Genomic DNA, 24710 nt, shown 5'->3' with positions numbered 1-24710 from the left:
GTAGCAATTTCGGTCAGTTCGCCCGCAGTTGCCGCAAGATCCTGCCCAGCAGACCGTTCACGATCTCCCCGATCGGGTCGTCGCGGCGCTGCTCCGGCGGCGGCGGTGGCCGCGGGCGGGGAATGTCGAATTCAGCGTTCTGGTCGAGCCAGCGGTTGCGAAATGCCTGCTGAAAAACTTCACCCACCATGGGCAGCGCGCTGCGGGCGCCCTGCCCCCATGAGCCCATCGTCACGCTGTTGTCGTTAAAGCCGACCCAGGCCCCCGCCACCAGCTGCGGGTTCATCATGATGAACCAGCCGTCGGTGTTGTCTTGCGTGGTGCCGGTCTTGCCCGCCACGTCGGCCTGGATGCCGTAGCGCTGGCGAATGGCCCTGCCCGTGCCCTCGTCAATCACGCCGCGCATGGCGTTCACCAGGGTCAGCGCTTGCGCACGCGGCATGGCCGGCTCGCGCTCCCTGACGGGCTCAAACTGTTCCAGCAGCTGGCCGTTGCGGTCTTCCACGCTCAGCACCAGCACCGGCTGCATGTAGCTGCCGCCATTGGCGATGCTGCCGTAGGCCGCGACCATCTCCATCAGCGTGACGGGGCTGGTGCCCAGGGCGAGTGATGGCACCAGGTCAAGTTTGCTCTGCCGCACCCCCAGGGCCTGCGCCAGCGCCCCTACTTTGGCTGGCCCCACCTTCTGCATCAACTGGGCCGTGATGGTGTTTTTCGAATACGCCAGCCCGTCGCGCAGCGTGGTGGGCTGGTAGGTGGGCGGCGTCGCATCGCTGGGCGTCCACACCCCGCCGCCTTGCGAGGTAATGGCCACGGGCTGGTCGATCAGGGTGTCCAAGGGGTCGAAGCCCAGCATGAAGGCCGCGCCATACACAAAGGGCTTGAAGGTCGAGCCCGGCTGGCGCCGCGCCTGGCTCACATGGTCAAACTGCTCCTGCGCAAAGTCGCGGCTGCCCACCCAGGCCCGCACGGCGCCGTTGCGCGGGTCCAGCGCCAAAAAGCCGGCCTGCAACACGGCACGCGCCTGGCCGGCCTTGCGCCGCGCGTCTGCCAGGGTTTGCAGTTGCGCCATCTGCCGCGCCACCGCCTGGTTGGCCGCTTTCTGGATCTTGGCGTCGAGCGTGGTACGCACCCTGAGGCCATCGGTATGAATGTTGTAGCCCTTGCGGTCGGCCCAGGCGATCAGCCATTTGCGCAGATGCTGGGCCACGTGCGGCGCCGGGCCCAGCGCCTCGGTCTGCCGCTCAAAGTCCAGCCGCAGCGGCCGCCTGGCCAGTGCCTCAAGCCGGGCCGGGTCGAGCTTGCCGTGTTTGGCCATCTGCGCCAGCACCAGGTTGCGGCGCTGCACCGCGCGCTCAGGGTTGAGCACCGGGTTGTAGTAGCTCGTGCCCTTGAGCATGCCGATCAGCGTGGCGCTCTCCAGCAGGTCCAGCTTGTCGGCCGACTTGTCGAAATAAGTGCGCGCGGCCATTTCGATGCCGAAGGCGTTGTACAAAAAGGGCACGGTGTTGAGATAGGTCTCAAGGATCTCGCGCTTGGAATACACCGCCTCGATCTTCAGCGCGGTGATCGCTTCCTTGACCTTGCGCGTGACGCTGGTGGCGCGGCCAATCTCCTCAGGGTAAAGATTGCGCGCCAGCTGCTGCGTAATCGTCGAGCCGCCCTGCAAGTCGCCCGACAGGGTAGCGAACACCGCCCCCGCCGTGCGGCGAAAGTCAATGCCGTGGTGGTCGTAAAACCGGTGGTCTTCGGTGGCGATCAAGGCGTTCACGACGTTGGGTGAAATCTTGTCCAGCGTCACCCACTGGCGGTTGATGCGCCGGTACTCGGCCAGCACCGTGCCGTCAGAAGCCAGCAGCACCGAGGGCGTTTCAGACTTGGCCTTGCGCAAGTCGCCAATGCCGGGCGTGAACGGAATCAGCACCAGCACGCACAGCAGCATCAGCGCCGGCAGCACCAAAGCCGCCCGCACGGGATGCCGTTTGACGACGCTCGTGAGATGGCGAAACTGTTCAGTGGCGAAAGTGGCTGCGCGGTGCAGGGTCGGGGTCATGGGCGGAGTTTAAGGGGGTGGTCAGCCCAGGTTGTAACTTTGCCAACTTTCAAGGTTAAATCTGGTTTCAGCCCAGGTGCAATGGGCGCAGGAAGCTACCGTTTTTATAGCAAACAGAACTCGCCTGCGACGCAATCACCGAAGGCCAGCAAATCCTGAATCGCGGCACAAGCCGCCGGCTTCATCAGCTCAGGCTTTGCGCTTCAGCGGCTGCCAGCCCGCAAACTTGGGATGGCGCCGCTGCACCACCGGGCCGTCGAAATCCCAGGCGATGCATTTGCCCAGGTGGTGCGGCGGCGTGGTGCTTTCAGGCTCGGGCAGCCCGGCCTGCCTGCGCAGGCGGTCGCGGTAGGTGGGAATGGTCTGGTAGGCCGCGGTCGCCATGTTGAACAGCAATTCGCGCAGATGCGTGCAGCCGCGGATGCCGCCCAGCGCCCGCTCGATGGCCTGGCGCCAGCCCGGCCCCATGGTCACGCCCACCATCTGCTGCATCGGGTCCGTGCCCTGCTGGCATTCGCCAAAGGGCGTGTAGTCCATGGAGGTGGCGATCTCACGAATGGTCATGGTGTCGTCCACCGTTGCACGAATCGCCATGCCGTGGATGGGCGTGCCCGGCGGCATGTCGCCCCGCTCGAAGCGCTCCAACGCATAGGTCTTGGTGTCGGTCAACTCGGCCTCGATGTCCCACAGGCCGTCCTCGCGGTGGTAGCCGCGAAAGACAACGGCGCGCGTGTGCAGGTGGGAACGGGCTTGGGGTGCGGGCAGTGGCATGGGATATTTCTGTTCAGGTCAGATGGGCCATTTTCCCAGCAAGACAGGAACTGCGCCGCCGCAGAAGCTATAAGCAGACTGGAGTGGTGGCGAATAGACGGCACCGCCTGGCCCAGACTGGCTGAACTTTGACCTATTTTTTTAAGATCGAATCGGGGTGAAGCCCAAGCAGCACGGTCTTGCGCAGCTTCCTTACCAGCCAACAGCGGCAGGACGCTGAGGTCGCTGCCATCGAAAGTGCTGGTCTGTGGCGCCCGCCTCGGCGCTGCAAGCGCAATCAGCGCAGAAACTGCTCGTCGGAGACCTTCTCGAACCAGTCGGCCGACTTGCCGTCCTGTTGTTCCTGGATGGCGAGGTGCGACATCGCGGTGGACGGTGCCGCGCCGTGCCAGTGCCTGACACCCGGCGGGATAGCGACGACATCGCCGGGCCGGATCTCCTCGACGGGACCGCCCCACTGCTGTACGCGGCCGCAGCCCGCCGTGACGACCAGCGTCTGGCCCAGCGGATGGGTGTGCCAGGCGGTCCGCGCACCCGGCTCGAAGGTGACCAGCGCGCCTGAGGCACGCGCGGGGTCCGTCGGGGAAAACAGTGGGTCGACACGTACAGTGCCGGTGAACCAGTCAGCCGGACCGGCGGCGGATGGTAGCGATCCGCACCGTCTGACGCGGACCGCCTGGGAGGATGCTGATGAGACTTGAGAGGGTGTCATGGTGTGTTCCTTTGAAGCTTTCAGAAATGCCGAAGAGATGCCGGCAGGCGTCTTCTTCACGAAGGTTGAACTCAGCGTGCCCCATCCGCGCCGGTCAACGCGGTTGGTGCGGGTCGCCGAACAATGCAGAGCAGGACGACGGCCAGCGCAAGGGCGAGCAGGACTGCGCCCGCAGACAGCGCCGTGGCGATGCGATGGGCCAGGTCGGCCCGGGCATCGGCGCTGCTGGGGCCAGCGGCCGCAAACACCACGACCAGCACGGCCAGGCCCAGCGAGCCGCCCAGCTGGTGCGCGACGTTGACCAGGCCCGAAGCAGCGCCTGCATCTTTCGCCGTGACCCCCGCAACGCCCGCAACCGTAAGCGGGCTGAGCGCAGCGCCCTGCCCCGCACCGACCAGCAGCATCGGCAAGGCCACGCCGGTGAGGTAGACCGTGTCGGCCGTGACCTGGCCCAGCCAGGCCATGCCGATCACCGAGATCAACAGTCCTGCAGCGAGCAGCCGGGCATTGCCAAAGCGCTGGGTCAGCCTGGGCACGGCCAGCGCCACAGCGAAGTTCACCAGCGTCGCGGGCAAGAAGGCCAATCCCGCCTGCAGCGGACGCATGCCCAGCACCCCCTGCAGGAACTGGGTCGTGTAGAACCAGAAGCCGATCATCCCGCCCAGGAACAGCAAGCGGCCCGCATAGGCGCCGGTGCGTTCGCGGCTGGCGAACAGGTGCAGGGGCAAGAGGGGCTGCGGCACACGGGACTCGTTCAGCACGAACAGCGCCAGCAAGACGGCGCCGACCGCCAGCGCAGCGACCGTGAGCGCGTCGCCCCAGCCGCTGCCTGCGGCGCGCACCAGGCCATAGACGAGCGCGGTCATGCCGATGGTTGAGCTGGCCGCACCGGCCAGGTCCAGCCGGCCCGAGCGCCGAGGCGTTTCGACGATGAACTTGCGTGTGGCCACTATCAGGGCCAGGCCAATCGGCAGGTTCAGGAAGAAGCCGACGCGCCAGGAGATCAGGTCGGCCAGCAACCCGCCCAGCACCAGGCCCACGCTCGCACTGATGCCGGCTGTGGCGCCGTAGTAGCCAAGCGCGCGCGTGCGCTCGGGCCCTTCCACAAAATGGGTCGACAGCAGCGCCAGCGTCGACGGTGCCAGGATGGCCGCGCCAACGCCCTGCACGGCACGTGCGCCCACCAGCCAGGCGGGGGAGACAGCCAGTCCGATGGCCAGCGACGCCGCCGTGAACAGCGCCAGCCCGGCGATGAACATGGCGCGCCGCCCGAGGATGTCGCCGGCGCGCGCGGCTGACAGCAGCAGGCCGCCGAAGGCCAGCGTGTAGGCGCTCTGCACCCAGGACAGGCCGGTGACCGTGAATCCCAGGCTCTCGCGGATCTTAGGCAGCGCCGTGATCACGATGGAGATGTCGAGCACGATCATCAGATAGCTGGTGAGGACGATCGCGAGAACGGCGGTTCGGCGGAACGCGTCCGCGCGGTGAGGCGCTGTCGCGCCCGGATCGGGGAGTGTGAGCTTCATGTCTGCTTCAGCCACCGGTCATGCGCAGCACGGCCTCGGGCAGCCGTGCCCCCTGCAAGCTGAGCTTGGCCGCGGCGGCATCGATCTCCCGCAGCTCGTCGGCGCTGAGTTCGACCGCCGCCGCGCCCAGGTTCTCGTCGAGGCGATGCAGCTTCGTCGTTCCCGGGATGGGCACAATCCACGGCCTTTGCGCCAGCAGCCAGGCGAGTGCGATCTGTGCGGGGGTAGCGCTCTTGCGTTGCGCCACGCCGCGCAGCAGGTCCACCAGCGCCAGGTTCACCTTCAGCGCCTCGGGGGCCAGGCGGGGAACGCGCGCGCGGAAATCGGAGCTGTCGAACCGGGTGTTCTCGTCCATCTTGCCGGTAAGGAAGCCCGCGCCCAGTGGGCTGAAAGGCACGAAGCCGATGCCGAGCTCTTCGAGCGTCGGCAGGATGTCCGCCTCCGGGCCTCGGTAAAAGAGGGAGTATTCGCTCTGAACCGCCGTCACGGGCTGGACGGCATGGGCGCGGCGGACCGTCGCGGCACCGGGCTCGGAAAGGCCGAAGTGCTTGACCTTGCCTTGCGCGATCAGGTCCTTGACCGCACCTGCCACGTCCTCGATGGGCACGTTGGGGTCGACACGGTGCTGGTAGAACAGATCGATCGCGTCGACCCTGAGGCGCTTGAGCGAGGCCTCCGCGACCGCCTTGATGTGCTCCGGCCGGCTGTCCAGGCCGCCCCGGCGCTGCGCCGTCACCTTATCGAGGTCGAAGCCGAACTTGGTGGCGATCACCACCTGGCCCTTGAAGGGGGCGAGCGCCTCGCCCACCAGTTCCTCGTTGACGAACGGGCCATAGACCTCGGCCGTATCGAAGAAGGTGACACCTCGCTCCACGGCCGCCCGGATCAGGGCGAGCATCTGCTGTTTGTCCGCGGGTGGGCCGTAGTTGGCGCTCATCCCCATGCAGCCCAGCCCGAGAGCCGAGACTTCCAGGTTGCTGTTTCCAAGTTTGCGCTTTTGCATTTGCTTTCTCCTTCAATGGTTTGGTTGGCTAGTCCAGATGCTTCGTCTTCAGGAAGTCCGACAGCAGATCGGCAATCTCGCGACTGTTCAGATCGGAGAATGGGAAGTGGGTGTTGCCGCGAATGCCGAGCTCCGGTAAATGCACAAACGTGACGTCACCACCTCGGCGGTTCACGGCGTCCCGCCAGAGTCTCGCCATCGCCAGCCTGACGCGCCAGGAATCCTCGGCGGGGTTCGCCGTCGGTTTCTCCGGAATGTTGTCGCCGTAGAAGACGATGATCGGGATCCGCGTGAGCTTCATGAACTCGGCCATTGGCACGCCAACCGCCTCCAGCGGACCGCCGGAACTCGCCATCGGCGCAGGCAGCTCGTCCTGCGGGAAGACGAAGCCACTGCCCGGCTCATAGGCCACGACGGCGCGCACATTGGACGTCTTCATCGCCGTCACCCAGCCCGGGCCGCCGGCTTGCGAATGGGTGACCAGAACGCCTGGGCCGATCTTCTTGAACAGCGCGACCGTGGCATCCGATACGACCTCGACGTCGAACGGACCGGTGTTCGGCGTCATCTGGCGGAAGTACTGGTCCAGCGCCTGCGGGTCGCGCGAGAACTGCACCCCTGGGAACAGGTTGGGCCACACGCCGAGCCGGAACTGGTTGAACCACTGTTGCTCGTCGGCGCTGGCCGTGAGCGCCAGCGGCACGGTGCTGCGTCCGGCCTTGCCGCGGCGTGGCTGGTCGATCAGGTAAACCGAAAAGCCCCGGCGCAGAAAGATGTTCTGGTAGCCCTCGCGGCCGTCCGGTGTGGTCTCCCATGTCTTCGATGACTGCCCGGCGCCGTGCCACAACACCAGCGGCAGTCGGCGCGCGTTTTCCGGCACCTGGTAGAACACATAGGCGTGGTCGCCGTGAAGCGTTTGCCCTTCAGGGCTGGGCTTCAACGAATCAAAGGTGCCAGCGCTACTGGTGACGCTGCCGCCGACGGCGAAGCTGCCTTGTTCATGAATGCTCAGCGGGGCGGTCTGCGCATGCAGCGGGCCCAGCAGGGACATCAGCATCGTTGCCGCAACAAATTTTGCCGCGAGTAGTGTCTTCATCGGATGAACGGGCCGTAGCCTTCTGCGGTGTCAAACAGCGTCACGCCGCGGTCCACCGCCGACCGGATCACCGCTATCGCTTCCTTGCGGTCCGTTGCAGGGCCAAGGCCGAAGCTCAGGCCCATGCAGCCCAGGCCGATGGCCGAGACTTCAAGACCACTGTTGCCAAGTTGGCGTGTTTTCATAAATTAACTCCTGATGAGGTTGGAAAGGGGTAATCGCAGGGACGAACGTCCCCGCTGGCATGCCGCTGAGCGGCGCCACGGGTGTCACGGTGGGGTTCGATGTAGCCCGGGCCTGCGCCAATGCGCCGGTGCCCCGGCCTGGTCAGTCGCTCATGCGGCCTAGCTGAAGTTCACGCAGACGCTTGACGTCGCGTACCGGGGGCGAGCCGAAAAAGCGGCTGTATTCGCGGTTGAACTGCGACTGGCTCTCGTAGCCGACCCGGTGGCCTGCAGCGGCGGCGTCCACGTGTTCGCTGATCATGATGCGCCGCGCCTCCTGCAGGCGCAGCTGCTTCTGGAACTGCAGCGGGCTCATCGCGGTGACGGCCTTGAAGTGGTGGTGCAGCGAGGACACGCTCATGTGCACCTCGTTGGCGAGATCGTCGACCCGCAACGGTTCCTGGAAGCGCTGCGAAAGCAGATTGATGGCCTGGGCGATGCGCTGGCTATGGCTGTCCACCATGGCCATCTGGACCAGCCGCCAGCCATCGGGCGACTTCAGCAGGCGGTACAGGATCTCGCGGGTGATCAGCGGTGCCAGCGCGGGCACGTCCTCGGGCGAGTCCAGCAGCCTGACCAGGCGCAACAGCGGGTCCAGCAGCGTGGCGGACAGCTCGCCGGTGAATATCCCGCGCTGCGAGGCCCGCATGGGAAAGGCTTGGCCGAGCTGGAGGTCCAGCGCCAGTGCGGCAATATCCTTGACGTCAAAGAACAGCCGCAGGCTCAGGTACGGCGCCTCCGGCGATGCGTCGACCACCTGGCCGGCCACGGGCAGGTTCTGCGCGACCACCAGGTAGTGGCTGCTGTCGTACACGTAGACCTCGTCACCGAGCAAAACGCGTTTGCTGCCTTGCGCCAGCACGCAGAAAGCCGGTTCGTAGACCGTGTGGACCGGATGCTGGGTATTGGAGATGCGGGCCAGGGTGAGGCGCGGGATCAAAGTCGCATGGGCGCCGTCGGTACCGGTAAACCGGTCGATCAGGGCGGCCAGTTCGGCCCGCATGACCGTGGCCTGCAGTTGATTGGCAGATCGGTCGTCGCGCCGTGCTTGATGAGTGGATGTCAGCATGGACCGAAGCTTAAGCCTCTCGCCGCCACTTGTCTCGACTCCTGCACTCCGCCCGGAGGATCATGCAAACATCCGCAAGAATCCTGCAAAGCTTCGTGCGCGGGAGACCACGAGTCACCCTGGACTACCTCGATATATTCGAGATATGTCTGGTTCAAAGACTTGGTGAGCGATCCGACCTCGCGCAATTCCCAGGGATTCCTCGCCGAGAAATAGGTCCGGCAGTCGCGGAGAAATGGGCAAGATGGGTTGCTTCTGACGCCGTGCTCACCGACCGCAGCCCAAAGCGGTCGATGGACCGATAAAAGATGACACGCTACACCACAACGATCAACGGGCTAAAGAGCAGGTCAAGGAACGCGCTGAACGCGTTCTTCAGAAGCGCTTCGGTGAACACCCTGCTCGCGTCGGTGTTCAAGGCCCTCCAATGCCGGACATTGATTGGCCTCCTGCATCCGTCCCGTGTCAATTTCGCCCAGATCGAAGCACCTCGGGCAGCGCCTCCGCCGCACTCAGCTTCTCCATCACCAACCCAATAAACGCCGACACCGCCAATGGCAGGTGCCGCCGGCTCGGATAGAGCACGCTCAGGCCCTGGCTCGTGCGCTGGTATTGCGGCAGCACCGGCACGAGCAGGCCGGCCTGAACGTCGAGCCTGGCCATGGCGGGCGGCAGCAGCGCGATGCCGAGGCCGGCCAAGGTGGCTTTGCGCAGCGCCTGGGCGGTGTTGCCGCTGAAGCGGCCGGCGACCTGCACTTCCTCCTCCACCCCATCCGGACCGGCCAGGCGCCAGGTGGTGTGGCCGCTGGGGTGGGCGGAGGTCACGCAGTCATGGTTCGCCAGGTCTTGCAGCGTGCCGGGCGCGCCGCGCGCGGCGATGTAGGCCGGGCTGGCCACCAGGCCGTCGCTGCGAGTGCCGAGGAGCTGGCGGCCGACGTAGCCCGAATCGCGCAACGTGCCGCCGCGAAACGCGACGTCGATCTGCTCGGCAATCAAATCGGCCTTGGCATCACTGAGCACGAAGTCGAGCCGCACCCGCGGATGCGCGGCCAGAAATTCGGCCACCCACTCCATCGGGAAGAAGTCGAAGAAATCAGCTGGCGCCGCCACGCGCACCAGGCCACTGGGTTCCTGGCTGCCCGTCACCAACTCCTGGCCGGCTTCAAGCAGCCCGTCGACCGCGCCCGCGCAGCGCTCGTGGAAAGCCTGGCCGGCGCTGGTCAGCGTGAGCTTGCGGGTGGAGCGCTGCATCAGCCGCGTGCCGAGCTGAGCTTCGAGCTGCTGGATGCGCCGGCTCACGGTGTTGGGGGGCAAGCCCAGCCGCCGCGCCGCCTCGGCAAAACTGCCGCAGCGCACCACCTGCACAAACATGGCGATGTCGTTCAGGTCGAACATGGCAGGCAATTCCTTCTATGGATGGATGAGTGCAATCCAATTGTGCCATCTAGTAAAGCAATGGATGCAATCCTAAACTTCTGCGCATCAGGGCCGCAAAGCCCTTCAACGCCGCAAGGCACACGCAAGGACATCGCTTTCCCATGGCTTCTTCCTCTTCTGTTTCTTTTTCTGTTTCTCCTGTGCAGCGCCGCATCGTCTGGGGCCTTCGCATTCTTCTGGCGCTGGCTTTCGGCGCGGCAGGCGCCTCCAAGCTGGCCGGCGTGCCGCAGATGGTCCAGGTGTTCGATGCCATCGGCTTCGGTCAGTGGTTTCGCTACCTGACGGGTGCTGTCGAAGTCGTTGGCGCCGTGCTGCTGCTCGTGCCAGCCACTGGCTTCTTCGGCGGCCTGCTGCTGGCCGTCACCATGGTCGGCGCGGTGGCGACGCATCTCGTGCTGATTGGCGGCAATCCTGCGCCCGCAGCGGTGCTGGGCCTGCTGTCGTCCTTTGTGGCTTGGCGGCAGCGGCCGGTGCCCCGTTTGGCCACGGCGGGCTGACGCACTGCGCATCTTCTTTCCCTTTTCACTCGATCTCTTTTCAGGAGCACCCCATGACCTCACAACCACCCCGTATCGGCATCATCATCGGCTCGACCCGCGAAGGCCGCTTCGGCGAAAAGCCCGCGCGCTGGATCCATGAGATCGCCAAACGGCGCACCGACCTCGCCTTCGAGCTGATCGACCTGCGCGATCACCCGCTGCCCTTCTTCAATGAACCAATGTCGCCGGCCTGGGCGCCGGTGAAGAACGAGGCCGCGCAGCGCTGGGCCGACAAGCTCGCCACGCTGGACGGCCTGATCGTGGTCACGCCCGAGTACAACCACGGCCCGAGCGCGGTGCTGAAGAACGCCTTCGACTACGCCTACAAGGAATTCATCCGCAAGCCGATCGGCTTCGTGGGCTATGGCGGCGTGGGCGCGGCGCGTGCCGTCGAGCAGCTGCGCCTGGTGGCGACCGAGCTGCAGATGGCACCGGTGCGCAATGCCGTGCACATCGGTATGGTGGAATTCCTTGGTATCTGGCAGCAGGGCAAGAGCTTCGAAGACTTCCCGCATTTGGCGCAGGCCGCCAACGGGCTGCTCGACGACATGGCCTGGTGGGCCAAGGCCCTCAAGATCGCGAGGGCAGCCCCATGACCACCGCCGTCGCCACCAAAGCACGCGCCATCGTCTACCGCACGCGCGGCAGCACGCATGGGCCAATCACGCGGCTTGTGAGCCCGAGCGACCTGGGCGAGTTCCTGAAGCCATTCGTGTTCCTCGACCTCTTCGGCTTCAAGCCCGCGGCCGGCCACAAGGGTTTCGGCATGCACCCGCACTCGGGAATCGCCACGCTGACCTTCATGATCGAAGGCGACGTGGGCTATGAAGACACGACCGGCAAGAAGGGCGTGCTGCCCGCCGGCGGCGTGGAGTGGATGCGCGCCGGCAACGGCGTCTGGCATACCGGCGCGCCCGTGAGCGATTCGCCGGTGCTGGGCTTCCAGCTTTGGGTGGCGCTGCCGGCTTCGGAAGAAAACGCGCCGGCGCAAAGCCTTTACCTCGCGCCTTCGCAAGTGCCGCAGGAGGGCCCGGCGCGCGTGCTGCTCGGGCGCTATGGTGCGGCGCAAAGCGCCATTGCGGCGCCGGCGTCGATGAACTATCTGGCCGTGCGCCTGAAAGACGGCGAGCGCTGGCGTTACACGCCGCCCGCCGGCCACACGGTGGGCTGGGTCGCGGTCAACGCGGGCCGGCTCGATGCGGGCGACAGTACGGGCGGCCCGGTCGGCACGGGCGAGCTCGCGGTGTTCGAGGAATCCGGCGAGGCCATCGACTTCGTGGCCCACGGCGACGCGGCGTTCGTCCTGGGCTCGGCGGTGAAGCATCCGCATGAGCTGGTGATGGGCTACTACTCGGTGCACACGAGCAAGGCGGCGCTAGCCCAGGGCGAGGCCGAGATTCAGCGCATCGGCACGCGCCTGCGAAAAGAAGGGCGGCTGGCGGCGGATGCTTGAACCGATTCGTCACCGACGGAGGGGTGCAGCGCGCCGCACACGCTGAAAACTCAGGCGTCTTGGCTGGAGCGATCTACGATCGCTTTCCTCCAGCCCAGCCACGTTCTGGGATCGGGCTGGGGTGCAGGCAGTGGCATAAGAGACTTCGTTGGACGGGACAAGTATGATTTTCCCAGAATGCCGGCACTGGCACCGTCAGCCGCCCACAGCGAGAAAGGAAAACCGTCATGCCCTACCTGCAACTTGACGTCAACGGCCGCTACCCGGTGGACCAGAAGAAGGCCCTGGCCCGCAAGCTGTGCAACAGCTACGCCGCCCTGATGAAGGTGGACATCCGCCGCATCAGCATTGCCATCCGCGAATGCGGCGACGGTGGCGTGTGGCGCACCATAGCCGGCGAGCCCACGCCGGTCTCTGTGCTGATGTGCGACATCCGCAAGGGCCGCCCGCCCGAGCTGCGGATGGAGCTGGCCAAACAACTGATCAACGACTGCGTCGAGGTGCTGGGCCTGCGCGAAGACCGGCTGAACGTGGAGTTCACCCAGCACACGGGCGACGAGATGTACCACCCGACGCTGGGGGGCTACAGCCCGGAGTGGTCGGCGGACGAAGGGTAGTGCGATCCTGCCGGCGCGTCCCAGCTTTTATCTGTCGATCCAGGCTGACACGGTTGCTGTCCAAGCAGCCAGCTGGTGCTCAGCTGTTCAGTAGCCGGTAAAAGTAAGTGGTGTCGCACAGCCCGCCATGCGGCAGCAGCGCGTAGCCGGGAATCACGCCGCAGCGTTGCCAGCCCAGCCGCGCATAAAGCCGCTCGGCATCGCCGCTTGCGGTATCAAGCACCAGCAGTGACCTGCCACACTCGCGCGCAGTGTTCTCGGCAGCTTGCATCAGTGCCGCGCCCAAGCCCTGGCGCCGCGCCCGGCGGTGCACCAGCATCTTCGACACGTCGGCACGGTGCGGCTGGTTGTCGGGTTGGTCCAGCACCAGTTGCACGGTCCCCACGATGCCTTCGGCGTCTTCGGCCACCAACAGGGCACGTTCGCCCTGGGCTACACCTTCAGCCACGCCATGCCAGAACGCCTGCGCCTTGGACAAGGGCAATGGGTGCATAAAACTCACTGATGCGCCGCCGTCCACACAATCGATCAGCAGTTTGGCAAGCGCCTGCGCTCGTGTTTCGGTCACTGTTAGCAAGCGGCGAATACTGGGGGGTTGAGCTACAGTGTCGATTGGCATGGCATCTCTAAGAGGTGGGCTAGGTGGATCAACTTGAGGCAGCCCATGGGCCAACAAATCTGCATCCCGGTCTTTTCGATTCTCAAAAATACACTCGATGGCTCGACTCGCGCAGATGCCTGGGAGATTTTTCACACTGTAGTGGCCAAGACAAACAAAGAGCAGACATCATGAAAAAAACCAAGCTCCGCACGGTCATGGCAGAGGGCGCAGCGCCTGTCATCGACGCGGTTTTAACAGTGCTGGATGGCGTGCCAGTACTTGGTACGGCCGTGGCCGTTTTAAAGGGCTGGGACGATTTCCGTGCACGGATGATGACCGCCAAGTTCCAATCATTTCTTGAAGGCTTGGGCGACAAATCGCCGGAGCAAGTTCAGGAGATGCTAGAAGCGTTCAATGATTCACCGGAAGTGGAGCAAATGGGCGAGACGTTGCTGCTCACGTTGGAGAGCTACACGGCGCTGGAAAAGTGCAGCCTCTTGGGTAAGCTGTTCTGTGCTTATCTTGAGCAGCGCCTGAACAATCAAGACTTTCGCCGCTTGGCCCTTGCAATTAACGTTGCCTTTCCCGATGATCTCCTGGAATACTTGAGCCTCGATTCGCACAACGTTGACCTGGTCGGGACTGCGCGTTGCATGCCCTATTTGGTGTCCGCTGGCCTCGCACGTGAAAAACCCTACGGGACGATAGCATCGCTCGACGGGAATATGCCGCGCCTGTACAGCTACACGGCCTTGGGTCAGGCATTCAGAAGCGCAATAAACAGCGGCTAAGGCAGACAATTGCGGCACACTGCCCCGCAATTTTGTCGAGCCAAACACAGGCAATCTAACCCCCTTTTTTCGCCCCGCATTCCCCGGAATCATCGAGACCTCGCCGTAGCAAAGCTAAGCCGCAGCGTACCCACATCCGGATTGCTCGCATAAAACGGCGCCCCCGGCACAAACGCCTCGCCTTTTTAATCGCGCGCTTGGCAAACTCATTCACGACAACGCGCTGACCGGCAGTGGCAACCCGCCGCCGAGAGGGGTTTGGGCGCCGAGATGGGTGAAGCCTGCTTTTGGCTTCCATTAAGAGCCAAATCAGGCTCCAGCCCATACACAATGAGCGCAAGCAGCTATCATTTTTATAGTCTGCAGAACCCAATGGGCCAGCATCGTCGGGTCATCGATCGCCAGTGGAATTGCACGCAAGCACCAAGGCAGAAGGCTTTGATTGAAGCAAGGATTGCCTTTGAAAACTGGCTTGTAAAACAGGCCTGAGACCCAAAATACCCATCCATAAAACATCCACTTGGATGGTGTTAAGATGGTTGAATGCCAAAACCCAGCAAAACCTCACAGATCGCAACGCCCAAGCCGGTCGACGAAAAGATCACGATCAACCTCGGCTGTGTCGACCTCGGCCAGATTGACTTGCTGGTGCAGGAAGGCTTTTACGCGAACCGGACCGACATGATCCGTACGGCGATTCGCAACCAGCTCAGCACGCACAGCGAAGTCGTGCGCCAGGTCGTCTTGCGCAAGACGCTGGTGCTGGGCATCCAGCACTACACCGAGGCCGACCTGCTGGCCGTGCAGGCGTCCGGGGAGAAGTTGCAGATCCGCGTGCTGGGGCTGGCGTCGATCGCGCCCGACGTTACGCCCGCGCTGGCGCTCGCCACCATCGAATCGCTGACCGTGCTGGGTGCCCTGCACGCGAGCCCCGCCGTGAAAGCCGCACTCATGCAGCGCATCCGCTAATCAATGAACTGAACCGAATTGAACCGAAAGAACCTGATGAACCCTATCTTCCAGCGTCTGATGAACAACGCCACCCGGCTCACCCGTGTCGGCGACCTGCAAGCCGCAACCGCCGCGATCCAGGCCGCGCTGCGTGGCGGCGTGCCTGCCGCAGCAGCCTCAACGGATAGGCGCGACGTGATCGATGTCGAAGCGCGCGAGGTGCCCGACTTCGCACGGGCATTTGACGACGTGGCGCCAGCGGCGCCGGCCGGCAACGTCTACGACTCCGGCCGCTTTATCGCCGGCAGCCATGGCGATGCAACGGGGCACCGCGACTTCAAGCTCTATATTCCGCCGGGCGCCGGCGAGCGCCCGCTACCACTGGTCGTGATGCTGCACGGCTGTACCCAGAATCCGGATGATTTTGCGGCGGGCACCGCCATGAACGATGCAGCGCTGGCGCAGGGCTTCTTCGTGCTGTACCCGGCGCAGTCTCAGCAGATGAATCCGCAGCGATGCTGGAACTGGTTCAAACACAACCACCAGGTCCGCGGGCGCGGGGAGCCGGCGCTGCTGGCCGGCATGACGCGCGAGGTGATGGCGCGCCATGCGATCGACCCGAACCGTGTTTATGTCGCCGGCCTGTCTGCGGGCGGCGCCATGGCCGCCATCCTGGGCGACGCCTATCCGGACCTCTACGCCGCGGTGGGCGTGCACTCGGGGCTTGCGGCAGGCAGCGCAACAGACCTGCCGTCGGCCTTGGGCGCGATGAAAGGCGGCGGCACTAACACCCGCGATGCCGCCAGCGGCGTGGCGACCATCGTCTTTCACGGCGACGCCGATACCACGGTGCACCCGAGCAACGGCGAGCAGGTCATCGCAGCCAGCGTTGGCACGGCGACAAGCGTCGAAGTCGAGCGCTTGAAAGGGGCCGGCGGTCGCTCGACCACGCGCCGCGTGCACCGCGCAAGCGATGGCGCGGTAGTGGCCGAGCACTGGCTGGTGCACGGCGCGCCGCATGCCTGGTCAGGCGGCCGCGCAAAAGGTTCGTACACCGACACCCACGGACCTGACGCCAGCGCCGAGATGGTGCGGTTTTTCCTGGCGCATCCGCGCCGGCAGGCCCATTAAGCGCAGAAATTCAAGCGGTTTGCTCAGCACTGACTGGGTGTGCAATGAGTATCAGTTTTTCAGCAAAAACTCCATCTCGGTTCCGGCCAGATTCAGCACATCATGGTGGGCCAACGCAATCGCCTCCGGCCCAATGGGTTGGCCATTGAGTGTGGGCGGGGTCTCGCCTTTCATGTAGGCCACATAGTAGCCATCACGCCTATGGGAAATGGCCGCAACGGCAACGCCCGGCTGGCCAAAAGTAGTCACCGCCTTGACCACGGGAACCTCCAGCCCGGCCAAGGAACCCGACAGCACCTTGAGGCTGGCCTGCAGCGCGCCGCTGGTGCCTGGAAAACCGAGCGCATCGAGCGACATGGCGGCAGTCTCTTTCTGGAAACCGGGCTGCTCAGGCGCTGATGTGGCGAGGAACTGAACCCTGAAATTGCCGATCGCGATGATGTCGCCGTCTTCCAACTGCTGCCTGGACTTGATCATGTGGCCGTTGATGTAGGTGCCGTTGGTGCTGCCGAGGTCTTCGATGTAGACATCGGCAAGACCCTCGAGCTCAAACACACAGTGCTCGCCGCTCACGATCATGTTGTCAAACACAATGTCGTTATGAAGCTTGCGGCCCAACGTCGTTCTGTCATTTTTCAGATAAACGTGCCTGATTTCGACGCCTTCGACGGATGCGATGAGCTGCGGCATAGGGCCCCCTAATTTAGGAGATGCTGATCGCCAGACACGCCCTGTGCGGTGGCGGCAAGTCATGGTAGCCCTCCCGCTTCAAGGGCACAAGGCCACGTGCCGTTCGCAAAAGCAGGCCATGTGATTTTGTCCGGGCCGCCCTGCCCCACCGCCAGATCAGCCCGTCAACCAGTCGCCAATGCACCGGTTTTGTTGTTGTGCTGCCATGCAAATCCGAATTGCTATTCATTTGATAGCTACCTACACACTATTCGCAAGGGCTGGAGGCCTATTTTATCACGCGAAACTATAAAAATAGGGATTGACTAATGCGTGGGCTATAAAGTGAAGGGCTGAAGAACAATTGCGAATCACGGAGACGCCATGCCCACCCAAATCTCGGACATCCACATCGCCCAGGCCGACCCGCTGCCGGAACCCCGGCTGTTGCGTGACGAACTGCCGGCGGGCGAGGCTGAAGCCGAATTCATCGCCGCTTCGCGCGCCGCCACCCGCAACATATTGGGTGGCCTGGATGACCGGCTGCTGGTCGTCGTGGGGCCATGCTCCATCCACGAGCCTGAGTCGGCGCTGGAGTACGCCGCACGGCTGCGCCAGGTGGCAGACCGCTTGGGCGAATCGCTGCTGCTGGTGATGCGCGTCTACTTCGAAAAGCCGCGCACGCGCATGGGCTGGAAGGGCCTGATCTATGACCCGGGGCTGGACGGCCAGGGCGACATCGGCGAGGGCCTGCGCCATGCGCGGCGCATTTTGCTGGAATGCGCGCGCCTGGGCGTGCCGGCGGCCTCTGAAATACTGGATCTGGTGACGCCACAGTATTACGCCGAGCTGCTGACCTGGGGCGCGATCGGCGCCCGCACCGTGGAAAGCCCGCTGCACCGGCAGATGGCGTCTGCCCTGTCAGCGCCCGTGGGTTTCAAGAACGCCACCAACGGCAGCGTGGGCGCGGCCATAGACGCCATTCATGTGGCGGCCCAGCCGCACCGCTTTCCCACCATCTCGCTCGAAGGCAGGGCCATGGTCATCACGACCACCGGCAACCCCGATGGCCACCTGGTGCTGCGCGGCGCCAGCGACGGGCCGAACTACGACGCCGCCAGCGTCAAGCGCGCCACCGAAGCCCTGGAGAAATCCGGCCTGCCGCCCCGCCTGGTGATTGACTGCAGCCACGGCAACAGCAACAAGGACTATTCCAGGCAGCCGGCCGTGGCGGCCGACATCGCGCAGCAGGTCGCCAGCGGCTCGACCCGCATCTGCGGCCTGATGATTGAAAGCCACCTGGTCGAGGGCCGGCAGGACATCGTCGAGGGCCGCAAGGGCCTGCGCTACGGGCAGAGCGTTACCGACGCCTGCATAGGCTGGGAGGCGACCGTCGCCGTGCTGGAGCAGCTGGCGGCGGCCGTGAACCAGCGCCGGGCGGGCGCCAGCGCGTGATTTGCCGGCGCGGCCCACGGCGCGTAGGATGGGTTCATGTTGCGTGCACTCATCCTTTGCATCGTGCTGGCCACCATCACGGCTGCGCAGCCGCTGCCTGCGGCCAGCCCGCCGTCGACGCGGCAGCAGGCGCTCAAGGCGATCGAGAACCCTGATCCCGCCGTGCGGCGCGCCGCCGTCGTGCGCCTGAGCGAAATCGGCGCCATGATGGATGCCGACCGGCTGGTCGCCCACCTGCGGGACGATGACGCGCCGGTACGCCAGCTCGCCGAAGCCGCGCTGTGGCAGATCTGGAGCCGCTCCGGCGACCGCGCAATCGATGCCTTGTTCCTGCGCGGCGTCCAGCAGATGGCGGCGTCGGAGCTGACCGAGGCTTTGGCCACGTTTTCCGAAATCATCCGCAAAAAGCCGGCCTTTGCCGAAGGCTGGAACAAGCGCGCCACCATTTACTACCTGCTCGGCCAGTACGAGCTGTCGATGAAAGACTGCGACGAAGTCCTCAAACGCAACAGCAAGCACTTCGGGGCGCTCTCGGGCTACGGACAGATCTACCTGGCCCTGGGTGACCCCGACCGCGCCCAGCCCTACCTCGAACGTGCGCTCAGGGTGAACCCGAACATGGCCGGGGTCGCGACAACCATCCGTCTGATCGAGCAGCAACGCGAGGAAAAGCGCCGCAGAACGATCTGAATGCAGCGCGACTTCGCCGCCCGCCCATCCCCCCCCAAAAAAAAAACAGGATGTCTCCATCCAATGTCCCGGCGCGACCAGGGACCCGGCCCCGTGAAGGACCTCATGCCGCACGTGGCCAGAAAAAAAGAACTGGCCAAAGGCCGCCAGGCCAATGAGGGCCCTCACGAATAACCGCACCGGACCATGGCGACTTGGCGCTCACGGCCGGGCAGCGGCAAGCCGTGGTTCACAGGGATTTCAGGTACTCGGCCAGGTCGGCCACTTCCTGGGCCGTCAAACCAAGCTGCAGCTTCGTGTTGTAGGTTTGCGCCACGTCACCCAGGGTGGCCGCAGACCCATCGTGAAAATAAGGCGCGTGCTGCCAGACGCCCCGCAACGGGGAGGTGCGGTATTGCTTGGTGGCCGAGCGCGACGCGTAGCTCGGGGTTTCGGGCTCCGCCATCGAGTCCCCCGGTGGGTGCAGCCGGGAGTTGGCGTCGGTGAACGTTGCTCCGCTATGGCAGCTCGCACATTTGCCCCCGCTTTCAAAAACCAGTTGCCCCCGCGCCGCGGCGACGGCGTCAAAGCTGCCGGCCGGAGCGGGCGGTGCCGCGAGGCTCAGCTGATAGGCCTGCAAGGCGGGAAGCTTGCTGCTGACCAGATCGACCGTGCCATGGGTCACGCTCAGGTTGAGGCGAGGCTCCGTCATGCTGCCCTGCCCGCCCATTTCCACCACCGACACATAGCGATTCCAGTAGGCAATCTCATCCCCGTCACCGGTAAAGGTGATGCGATGGATGCCGTTCAGGCCGTAAGCCGGCGGAATGACCACCGGTTTGCTGAGGCCGTCCACATTGAAGCGGGGATCGAATTTGCCCTTGCCCCAAGCGTTGTAGACCAGCTTCTGCGCCGGCGTCAGCGCCGGCGACAGCGCAATGATGGCGCCGGGGTTGAGGTCCCGGTTGGGCCAGCCATCAAGCCGCTTGCCGATGCCCGCCGCGAAGGAGTTGTCAACCGTCGAATGGCACAGGGCACAGGTGATGCCGACATGGGTCAGCTTGTCGACACCGTTGACGGTCCCTACCGTGCCCTTGACCCCAACGACCGCGTTCAGCTTGAGCAAGGCCACGGTCGTGGCCGGACTCTTGAGGTCGACCGTTCCGTTCTGGATACCGGCCACCACCGCCGCAGGCAGCGCCTCGGCGTCGACCTTGAGTCCCACGGAGAGCGCCGTGACGGGATCGACCGCGGCACTGATGACCTCGTGCATTCTCAGGGTATCGGTCCATTGCGCCTCGTCGCCAAAGGTGTCGAAACGGAAAATCTGCTGACCCTGCGCAACCAGGGCGGCCTGCTCCGCAGCGCTTGCGGTGCCTGTGGCCGCATTGTCCGAACCACCGCCGCCACAGGCACCCAGCACCGCCGCGGCGGCGCCCACGGTACCCGCGATCAGCATGAACCGCAGGGGACTTGCCGCGAGCCGGCGGCGCGCAGCAAGTCCCTGCAACTCGGCGGGATGAGGATGTTCAGCTTTCATGAGGTTTCTCCTTGTTTTTGCATCAGATTTCAAGGGGATTGGTCCGGCTGGCAGGCCGTGAGAGCATGCGATGACGCTGAGATCAAGGCGGCCGGAACAGCCCTCGCACCGGCAATTCAGCAAACACCTGACCTACCACCGCGTCGCAGCATGCCCCGGCAAATACAAAGGTGGGCGGCGCATGGGCTTGCGCATCGCGCCTGCGGGCCAGCCAGGTTCCCGGGCCGGCATCACCGCGAAACGACGGCCGGGCGCCAAAGGCCCACCAATAGGTTTCCTGCACCACATCCTGGGCTTCGGCATCGCCTGCCACGACGCCGCGCACGCGGCGAAACGGCAGGCGGTTGTGGCGCCGCTTGATGCGCTCGAAAGCACTGGAATCATTTGCGCCGGTCCGCCTGAGCAGATCCACGTCATCACTCAGCTCAACGAGAGGCGGGCGCTGAGGCCGCTCGGCTTGTCTGAGCCTGATGAACATCGCGGTTTCTCCTGTTGCTGTCCATTGGATGCAAGCAGGCCGGGAAAGGTGACAGGAAAAATGATGTGATGCTGCGTTGCGTGCGAAGCCTAGTGCTTGCTGAAAGCGCAGGCATAGGGCCGATTCACAACCGCGGATCCACTTCGAACACGCGTCCTACAATGGTCCTCTCACCGTCAGCAAGCCCCTGGAGCCCGCGATGATCGTCGAACGCATCTGGACCGGTAACGCCTACCGCAACTTCAATTACCTGATCGCCTGCCCCGAAACCGGCGAAGCGCTCGCCATCGACCCGCTGGACCATGAAAAGACGCTGGCCACCGCCAGGGTCAAGGGCTGGCAGATCACCCAGGTCCTCAACACCCACGAGCACTACGACCACACCGGCGGCAACGAGGCCGTGATCGCGGCCACCGGCGCCAAGCTGATCGCCCACCACAAGGCCGGCGGGCGCATTGCCCGGGTGGACCGGGGCGTGAAAGCCGGCGACGTGATCAAGGTCGGCAAGACCGTCGAGCTTGAATGCATGGACACGCCCGGCCATACGATGTGCCACATCTGCCTGCGCTCGCATACCGACCAGCCGGCGCTGTTTTCGGGCGACACGCTCTTCAACGCGGGCGCCGGCAATGTGCACAACGGCGGCGACGTGAGCGCGCTGTATGCGACCTTCGTGGAGCAACTGGCCAGGCTGCCCGACAACACCCGGGTCTATCCCGGCCACGACTACATCGAGAACAACCTCCGATTCACCCTGGCGCGTGAGCCGGACAACGCCGCCGCGAAAGCCCTGCTGCCCACCGTGGCCGACCACGACCCCGCGAAATCGGTCGTCACCACACTGCGGCAAGAAAAACAATTCAACACCTTCTTCCGCCTGACCAGCCCCAGCGTGATCGCCAGGCTGCGCGAAAGCTTTCCCGACCTGCCTGACGAACCCGATGCCAAGACGGTGTTCATCAAGCTGCGGGAACTGCGCAACCAGTGGTGAATGCCGCACAAGCCATTCTGTATTTTTTCAACCCACCGGAGACTCTCATGACAAAAATGAAAATGAGCATGATTTTGGCTGCCGCCCTGGCGTGCGGCCTGGCCGGCGCACAAAGCCTGGTCAGCGAACGCAGCATTTCGCTGAACGCGGCGATGGAGTTGGCCACGACCGGCCTGGAGCGCTGCCGCGCCGACGGCTACAAGGTGACCGTGACGGTGCTGAACCGCCATGCGCGCACCGCCGTGGTGCTGAGCGACGACGGGGTCAATCCGCACACCGTCGAGAACAGCATGCGCAAGGCCTACACGGCATTCACCACGCGTGCGCCGTCCGTGGACATGGGCAAGCGCCCCCAGCCCGGCCTGTCCGGCTTCCTGCTGCTGGACCGCATCACCACCCTCGAAGGCGGCCTGCCGATCTTCGCGGGCAAGGAACTGGTGGGCTCCGTCGGCATCTCCGGCGCCCCGGGGGGTGACAAGGACGCAGCCTGTGCCCAGGCCGGCATCGACAAGATTGCCAAGGGGCTGGGGGGCTGAGCCGCCATACGCTTTCTCATGCAGCGAGACCAATACCTCAGAACGCTCATCCAGGACAAGCTGCGCGCCTTCACCCTGCAGGCGGCCGAGCGCGATCAGCAACATGCGGCGGCGGTGGCCGTGGTCATTACCGACGAAGGCCATGGCGCCGAACTGCCGGGTTTCCCGCAGCATGCGGCGTGGAGCACGCAAGCGGCCCTGCTGCTGACGCGGCGCTCCGGCCAGCTGCGCAAGCATGCGGGGCAGTGGGCGCTGCCCGGAGGGCGCATCGATGCCGGCGAAACGGCGGAGCGCGCCGCCCTGCGCGAGCTGGCCGAAGAGGTGCACCTGGAACTCGATGCCAGCGCCATCCTGGGCCGGCTCGATGATTTCGTCACCCGCTCGGGTTTCGTCATCACCCCGGTCGTCGTCTGGGCCGGCGCGGCGCAGCACATCCGGCCCAACCCGGCCGAGGTGGCCAGCATTCACCGCATCCCTGTCGCCGAGTTCCTGCGCGCCGACGCACCCATGCTGGCGCATGAAGGGCACGGCGCACACCCCGTGCTGCGCATGCCCGTCGGCGACCACTGGATCGCGGCGCCGACGGCAGCCATCCTCTACCAGTTTCGTGAGGTCTGCATCGAGGGCCGGCCCACCCGCGTGGCGCATTTCGAGCAGCCGGCCTTTGCCTGGAAATGAGCGCCCGATAAAACCCGGCTGAGGGGGCCCTGGCCGTCATGGAGCAGCGGGGCCGCGCTATTTCTCCCTCATATCCCTTCATTTCCCCTTGTGGCAACGCGGCAAGCGCGTACGTCCTTGCAGGCCGTCACGCATTGCCGCCAGAATGATCCAGCCGTATATGCGCAGGAGCTATGGCCATGACCTTGCCGATAAACGCTCACCCGTTCCACCTCACCCAACCCACCCGCCGCACAACGCTGGGCGCGCTGTCCGCCGCCCTGCTCTGGCCCGGCGCCGGGCGCGCGCAGGTGCTCAACTCCGCCCACTTGCAATCCTGGCCGCTCAACACGCCGCGCACCGCAGGCATTCACGACCTGGCGCCCGCGCCCGATGGCGGGGTGTGGTTCTCTGCGCAGCGCAGCGGGCACCTGGGCTGGTTTGACCCGCGCACGGGCAAGTCGGAACTGATTGCTTTAGGCAGCGGCTCGTCGCCGCACGGCGTCATTGCCGGGCCCGACGGCGCGGCCTGGCTGACCGACGGCGGGCAAAACGCCATCGCGCGCGTGAGCTGGCCGGCGCGCACGGTCAAGCTCTTTCCCCTGCCCGCCGGCACGCCCAACGCCAACCTCAACACCTGCGCCTTTGATGGCGACGGCGACCTGTGGTTTACCGGGCAAAGCGGCTACGTCGGCAAAGTGGCCGTGCGCAACGGCGTGGTCAGCGTGAAAGAGTCGCCGCGCGGGCACGGACCCTACGGCATGTGCGCCACGCCCAGGGGCGACGTGTGGTGGTGCTCGCTGGCCGGCTCCTTCATTGCGCAGTTAGACCGCAAGACCGGCGCGTCGCGCATCGTCGAGCCGCCCACGCCGCGCCAGGGCGCGCGCCGCGTCTGGTCCGACAGCCGCGGCCGCCTCTGGGTATCCGAATGGAACAGTGGCAACCTCTCCATGCATGACCCGGCGCTGGGCACGGGCGCCAACAGCTGGCGCAGCTGGAAAGCGCCAGGCGCCGAGCCGCACGTGTACGCCGTGTACGTGGACGACAAAGACATCGTCTGGGCCTCGGAGTGGAGCCACAACGCCATGCTGCGCTTCGACCCGGGCGGCGAGAAGTTCGAGGTGCTCACCCTGCCGCGTCCCGCCGCCAGCATCCGCCAGATACTGGGCCGCCCTGGGGAGGTTTGGCTGCCGGAAAGCGGGACGGAGTTTATTTCGGTGATCAGGACCGGCGCCTAAGGCAGCGTGCCATCGGCCACGCGCTGGTAGCGCACCTGGCGTTGTCTAACATTGTCTGTGCCGATGAACTCGTTGCGTGACTCGAATCTGAGCTCGAAGGCGACATACGGAAACATGGGCGCAGAAGGTTGGTTGCCGTCGATGAGGGTGTAGCGGCGTTTGAGGTTGGTACCGTCGAAGTGCCATTCGCCGGCGTGGTCGTGCCGGGCCACGATCACGTCGTATTGGGTGGCCTTGGTCATTTCGCTGAAGTGGCCGTCCTGCGCCAGCACCAGCACACGGCGCACCCGGATTCCGTTTTCTTCATAGTCGCGCAGCCACGTTCCCATCAGCTGCAGCTGGACATCCTCCGCGCGCGAATCGTCGGGCGGGCCGATGCAGGCCGCCAGCACGCCCGCCAGCATCAGGCCAGCGCAAAGCCTGGACATCTTGTGCATGCCTGTCATTGTGGCGCGCTCCAGTCCGGGCAGTGCAAGGAACCAAGGGCCGCCCCCATCAATCGA

At 64.9% G+C, this 24710-nt stretch carries 27 protein-coding genes and 1 pseudogene; 14 read left to right on the top strand and 14 right to left on the bottom strand.

Features of this window, described 5'->3' with window-relative positions:
* Window positions 1-13 precede the first annotated feature (13 nt).
* The 9 genes and pseudogenes from PJE01S_RS05945 to PJE01S_RS05905 form a co-directional block, all read right to left on the bottom strand.
* A complete protein-coding gene (locus tag PJE01S_RS05945; RefSeq protein ID WP_068832231.1) occupies window positions 14-2053 on the bottom strand; it encodes a penicillin-binding protein 1A in 2040 nt (679 codons plus the stop codon).
* A 189-nt stretch (window positions 2054-2242) separates the two neighbouring features.
* Window positions 2243-2824 carry a DUF2889 domain-containing protein gene (locus PJE01S_RS05940; protein ID WP_068832230.1) on the bottom strand — a complete coding sequence of 194 codons (582 nt, stop codon included), beginning with the start codon at window positions 2822-2824 and terminating at the stop codon, window positions 2243-2245.
* A gap of 277 nt (window positions 2825-3101) precedes the next feature.
* Window positions 3102-3536, bottom strand: coding sequence for a (R)-mandelonitrile lyase (locus PJE01S_RS05935; RefSeq protein ID WP_068832229.1), 435 nt, complete (start codon window positions 3534-3536; stop codon window positions 3102-3104).
* Between the two features lie 71 nt (window positions 3537-3607).
* Window positions 3608-5062 (bottom strand): MFS transporter, encoded by a 1455-nt coding sequence (locus PJE01S_RS05930; protein ID WP_068832228.1) that lies wholly within the window; start codon window positions 5060-5062, stop codon window positions 3608-3610.
* Between the two features lie 7 nt (window positions 5063-5069).
* Complete coding sequence (locus PJE01S_RS05925) at window positions 5070-6065, bottom strand: aldo/keto reductase (protein ID WP_068832227.1); 996 nt, start codon at window positions 6063-6065, stop codon at window positions 5070-5072.
* A gap of 28 nt (window positions 6066-6093) precedes the next feature.
* Window positions 6094-7161, bottom strand: a complete 1068-nt coding sequence (locus tag PJE01S_RS05920; RefSeq protein ID WP_068832226.1) for an alpha/beta hydrolase — start codon at window positions 7159-7161, stop codon at window positions 6094-6096.
* A gap of 2 nt (window positions 7162-7163) precedes the next feature.
* Window positions 7164-7346, bottom strand: a pseudogene (locus PJE01S_RS05915) (aldo/keto reductase); the annotation flags it as partial.
* A 142-nt stretch (window positions 7347-7488) separates the two neighbouring features.
* Complete coding sequence (locus PJE01S_RS05910; protein ID WP_084389381.1) at window positions 7489-8454, bottom strand: AraC family transcriptional regulator; 966 nt, start codon at window positions 8452-8454, stop codon at window positions 7489-7491.
* 465 nt (window positions 8455-8919) lie between these two features.
* Window positions 8920-9849 (bottom strand): LysR family transcriptional regulator, encoded by a 930-nt coding sequence (locus PJE01S_RS05905; protein ID WP_068832224.1) that lies wholly within the window; start codon window positions 9847-9849, stop codon window positions 8920-8922.
* A gap of 143 nt (window positions 9850-9992) precedes the next feature.
* On the opposite strand from PJE01S_RS05905, the gene PJE01S_RS05900 reads away from it, so the two are divergent.
* The 4 genes from PJE01S_RS05900 to PJE01S_RS05885 all read left to right on the top strand — a co-directional run bounded on the left by PJE01S_RS05900 (window position 9993) and on the right by PJE01S_RS05885 (window position 12500).
* On the top strand, window positions 9993-10388 hold the full coding sequence (locus tag PJE01S_RS05900; RefSeq protein WP_068832223.1) for a DoxX family protein: 396 nt from the start codon (window positions 9993-9995) through the stop codon (window positions 10386-10388).
* Window positions 10389-10441: 53 nt separating this feature from the next.
* Window positions 10442-11026 (top strand): NADPH-dependent FMN reductase, encoded by a 585-nt coding sequence (locus PJE01S_RS05895; protein ID WP_068832222.1) that lies wholly within the window; start codon window positions 10442-10444, stop codon window positions 11024-11026.
* On the top strand, window positions 11023-11883 hold the full coding sequence (locus tag PJE01S_RS05890) for a pirin family protein (RefSeq protein WP_068832221.1): 861 nt from the start codon (window positions 11023-11025) through the stop codon (window positions 11881-11883). The genes PJE01S_RS05895 and PJE01S_RS05890 overlap by 4 nt, the downstream gene beginning before the upstream one ends.
* Window positions 11884-12110: 227 nt before the next feature.
* Entirely contained in the window at window positions 12111-12500 is a 390-nt protein-coding gene (locus PJE01S_RS05885; protein WP_068832220.1) for a tautomerase family protein, read from the top strand.
* Window positions 12501-12579: 79 nt separating this feature from the next.
* On the opposite strand, the gene PJE01S_RS05880 is transcribed toward PJE01S_RS05885, so the two are convergent.
* The gene (locus tag PJE01S_RS05880; RefSeq protein WP_068832219.1) at window positions 12580-13119 is read right to left on the bottom strand and encodes a GNAT family N-acetyltransferase; all 540 of its coding nucleotides are present in this window, start codon (window positions 13117-13119) and stop codon (window positions 12580-12582) included.
* A gap of 170 nt (window positions 13120-13289) precedes the next feature.
* Between PJE01S_RS05880 and PJE01S_RS05875 the strand changes: the two genes are divergently transcribed.
* From PJE01S_RS05875 to PJE01S_RS05865, 4 genes are all read left to right on the top strand, one after another.
* Window positions 13290-13892, top strand: coding sequence for a hypothetical protein (locus PJE01S_RS05875; RefSeq protein WP_068832218.1), 603 nt, complete (start codon window positions 13290-13292; stop codon window positions 13890-13892).
* 330 nt (window positions 13893-14222) lie between these two features.
* On the top strand, window positions 14223-14381 hold the full coding sequence (locus PJE01S_RS25725) for a hypothetical protein (RefSeq protein WP_157090244.1): 159 nt from the start codon (window positions 14223-14225) through the stop codon (window positions 14379-14381).
* Window positions 14382-14435: 54 nt separating this feature from the next.
* Window positions 14436-14861, top strand: coding sequence for a ribbon-helix-helix domain-containing protein (locus tag PJE01S_RS05870; protein WP_068832217.1), 426 nt, complete (start codon window positions 14436-14438; stop codon window positions 14859-14861).
* Window positions 14862-14897: 36 nt separating this feature from the next.
* Window positions 14898-15974 carry an extracellular catalytic domain type 1 short-chain-length polyhydroxyalkanoate depolymerase gene (locus PJE01S_RS05865; RefSeq protein WP_068832216.1) on the top strand — a complete coding sequence of 359 codons (1077 nt, stop codon included), beginning with the start codon at window positions 14898-14900 and terminating at the stop codon, window positions 15972-15974.
* A 51-nt stretch (window positions 15975-16025) separates the two neighbouring features.
* On the opposite strand, the gene PJE01S_RS05860 is transcribed toward PJE01S_RS05865, so the two are convergent.
* Window positions 16026-16664 carry an FHA domain-containing protein gene (locus PJE01S_RS05860; RefSeq protein ID WP_068832215.1) on the bottom strand — a complete coding sequence of 213 codons (639 nt, stop codon included), beginning with the start codon at window positions 16662-16664 and terminating at the stop codon, window positions 16026-16028.
* A 363-nt stretch (window positions 16665-17027) separates the two neighbouring features.
* On the opposite strand from PJE01S_RS05860, the gene PJE01S_RS05855 reads away from it, so the two are divergent.
* Together PJE01S_RS05855 and PJE01S_RS05850 are read left to right on the top strand one after the other, a co-directional pair.
* Window positions 17028-18098, top strand: a complete 1071-nt coding sequence (locus tag PJE01S_RS05855; RefSeq protein WP_068832214.1) for a 3-deoxy-7-phosphoheptulonate synthase — start codon at window positions 17028-17030, stop codon at window positions 18096-18098.
* Between the two features lie 36 nt (window positions 18099-18134).
* Window positions 18135-18788, top strand: a complete 654-nt coding sequence (locus PJE01S_RS05850; protein ID WP_068832213.1) for a tetratricopeptide repeat protein — start codon at window positions 18135-18137, stop codon at window positions 18786-18788.
* A gap of 229 nt (window positions 18789-19017) precedes the next feature.
* On the opposite strand, the gene PJE01S_RS05845 is transcribed toward PJE01S_RS05850, so the two are convergent.
* Together PJE01S_RS05845 and PJE01S_RS05840 are read right to left on the bottom strand one after the other, a co-directional pair.
* Window positions 19018-20307 (bottom strand): c-type cytochrome, encoded by a 1290-nt coding sequence (locus tag PJE01S_RS05845; RefSeq protein WP_068832212.1) that lies wholly within the window; start codon window positions 20305-20307, stop codon window positions 19018-19020.
* An 82-nt stretch (window positions 20308-20389) separates the two neighbouring features.
* A complete protein-coding gene (locus PJE01S_RS05840; RefSeq protein ID WP_068832211.1) occupies window positions 20390-20785 on the bottom strand; it encodes a sigma factor in 396 nt (131 codons plus the stop codon).
* A 199-nt stretch (window positions 20786-20984) separates the two neighbouring features.
* Between PJE01S_RS05840 and PJE01S_RS05835 the strand changes: the two genes are divergently transcribed.
* From PJE01S_RS05835 to PJE01S_RS05820, 4 genes are all read left to right on the top strand, one after another.
* Complete coding sequence (locus tag PJE01S_RS05835) at window positions 20985-21776, top strand: hydroxyacylglutathione hydrolase (RefSeq protein ID WP_068832210.1); 792 nt, start codon at window positions 20985-20987, stop codon at window positions 21774-21776.
* A 47-nt stretch (window positions 21777-21823) separates the two neighbouring features.
* Entirely contained in the window at window positions 21824-22312 is a 489-nt protein-coding gene (locus PJE01S_RS05830; RefSeq protein WP_157090243.1) for a GlcG/HbpS family heme-binding protein, read from the top strand.
* Between the two features lie 18 nt (window positions 22313-22330).
* On the top strand, window positions 22331-22990 hold the full coding sequence (locus tag PJE01S_RS05825; protein ID WP_068832208.1) for an NUDIX hydrolase: 660 nt from the start codon (window positions 22331-22333) through the stop codon (window positions 22988-22990).
* A 179-nt stretch (window positions 22991-23169) separates the two neighbouring features.
* Window positions 23170-24207, top strand: coding sequence for a Vgb family protein (locus PJE01S_RS05820; protein ID WP_157090242.1), 1038 nt, complete (start codon window positions 23170-23172; stop codon window positions 24205-24207).
* Here the strand turns inward: PJE01S_RS05820 and PJE01S_RS05815 are convergent.
* Window positions 24204-24644, bottom strand: a complete 441-nt coding sequence (locus PJE01S_RS05815) for a hypothetical protein (protein WP_157090241.1) — start codon at window positions 24642-24644, stop codon at window positions 24204-24206. The genes PJE01S_RS05820 and PJE01S_RS05815 overlap by 4 nt on opposite strands.
* Window positions 24645-24710: the final 66 nt, after the last annotated feature.

It is taken from the genome of Polaromonas jejuensis NBRC 106434, assembly GCF_001598235.1.
In the GTDB taxonomy this organism is placed as follows: domain Bacteria; phylum Pseudomonadota; class Gammaproteobacteria; order Burkholderiales; family Burkholderiaceae_C; genus Polaromonas; species Polaromonas jejuensis.
Note: the sequence above shows the minus strand (reverse complement) of the source record. Positions and strands in the feature narration are given on the sequence as shown.

Bases quoted from the DNA above. Each gene is read 5' to 3' on its own strand.
- PJE01S_RS05945 (WP_068832231.1), bottom strand. From the start codon at position 2,053: ATGACCCCGACCCTGCACCGCGCAGCCACTTTCGCCACTGAACAGTTT.
- PJE01S_RS05940 (WP_068832230.1), bottom strand. From the start codon at position 2,824: ATGCCACTGCCCGCACCCCAAGCCCGTTCCCACCTGCACACGCGCGCC.
- PJE01S_RS05935 (WP_068832229.1), bottom strand. From the start codon at position 3,536: ATGACACCCTCTCAAGTCTCATCAGCATCCTCCCAGGCGGTCCGCGTC.
- PJE01S_RS05930 (WP_068832228.1), bottom strand. From the start codon at position 5,062: ATGAAGCTCACACTCCCCGATCCGGGCGCGACAGCGCCTCACCGCGCG.
- PJE01S_RS05925 (WP_068832227.1), bottom strand. From the start codon at position 6,065: ATGCAAAAGCGCAAACTTGGAAACAGCAACCTGGAAGTCTCGGCTCTC.
- PJE01S_RS05920 (WP_068832226.1), bottom strand. From the start codon at position 7,161: ATGAAGACACTACTCGCGGCAAAATTTGTTGCGGCAACGATGCTGATG.
- PJE01S_RS05910 (WP_084389381.1), bottom strand. From the start codon at position 8,454: ATGCTGACATCCACTCATCAAGCACGGCGCGACGACCGATCTGCCAAT.
- PJE01S_RS05905 (WP_068832224.1), bottom strand. From the start codon at position 9,849: ATGTTCGACCTGAACGACATCGCCATGTTTGTGCAGGTGGTGCGCTGC.
- PJE01S_RS05900 (WP_068832223.1), top strand. From the start codon at position 9,993: ATGGCTTCTTCCTCTTCTGTTTCTTTTTCTGTTTCTCCTGTGCAGCGC.
- PJE01S_RS05895 (WP_068832222.1), top strand. From the start codon at position 10,442: ATGACCTCACAACCACCCCGTATCGGCATCATCATCGGCTCGACCCGC.
- PJE01S_RS05890 (WP_068832221.1), top strand. From the start codon at position 11,023: ATGACCACCGCCGTCGCCACCAAAGCACGCGCCATCGTCTACCGCACG.
- PJE01S_RS05885 (WP_068832220.1), top strand. From the start codon at position 12,111: ATGCCCTACCTGCAACTTGACGTCAACGGCCGCTACCCGGTGGACCAG.
- PJE01S_RS05880 (WP_068832219.1), bottom strand. From the start codon at position 13,119: ATGCCAATCGACACTGTAGCTCAACCCCCCAGTATTCGCCGCTTGCTA.
- PJE01S_RS05875 (WP_068832218.1), top strand. From the start codon at position 13,290: ATGAAAAAAACCAAGCTCCGCACGGTCATGGCAGAGGGCGCAGCGCCT.
- PJE01S_RS25725 (WP_157090244.1), top strand. From the start codon at position 14,223: ATGAGCGCAAGCAGCTATCATTTTTATAGTCTGCAGAACCCAATGGGC.
- PJE01S_RS05870 (WP_068832217.1), top strand. From the start codon at position 14,436: ATGCCAAAACCCAGCAAAACCTCACAGATCGCAACGCCCAAGCCGGTC.
- PJE01S_RS05865 (WP_068832216.1), top strand. From the start codon at position 14,898: ATGAACCCTATCTTCCAGCGTCTGATGAACAACGCCACCCGGCTCACC.
- PJE01S_RS05860 (WP_068832215.1), bottom strand. From the start codon at position 16,664: ATGCCGCAGCTCATCGCATCCGTCGAAGGCGTCGAAATCAGGCACGTT.
- PJE01S_RS05855 (WP_068832214.1), top strand. From the start codon at position 17,028: ATGCCCACCCAAATCTCGGACATCCACATCGCCCAGGCCGACCCGCTG.
- PJE01S_RS05850 (WP_068832213.1), top strand. From the start codon at position 18,135: ATGTTGCGTGCACTCATCCTTTGCATCGTGCTGGCCACCATCACGGCT.
- PJE01S_RS05845 (WP_068832212.1), bottom strand. From the start codon at position 20,307: ATGAAAGCTGAACATCCTCATCCCGCCGAGTTGCAGGGACTTGCTGCG.
- PJE01S_RS05840 (WP_068832211.1), bottom strand. From the start codon at position 20,785: ATGTTCATCAGGCTCAGACAAGCCGAGCGGCCTCAGCGCCCGCCTCTC.
- PJE01S_RS05835 (WP_068832210.1), top strand. From the start codon at position 20,985: ATGATCGTCGAACGCATCTGGACCGGTAACGCCTACCGCAACTTCAAT.
- PJE01S_RS05830 (WP_157090243.1), top strand. From the start codon at position 21,824: ATGACAAAAATGAAAATGAGCATGATTTTGGCTGCCGCCCTGGCGTGC.
- PJE01S_RS05825 (WP_068832208.1), top strand. From the start codon at position 22,331: ATGCAGCGAGACCAATACCTCAGAACGCTCATCCAGGACAAGCTGCGC.
- PJE01S_RS05820 (WP_157090242.1), top strand. From the start codon at position 23,170: ATGACCTTGCCGATAAACGCTCACCCGTTCCACCTCACCCAACCCACC.
- PJE01S_RS05815 (WP_157090241.1), bottom strand. From the start codon at position 24,644: ATGCACAAGATGTCCAGGCTTTGCGCTGGCCTGATGCTGGCGGGCGTG.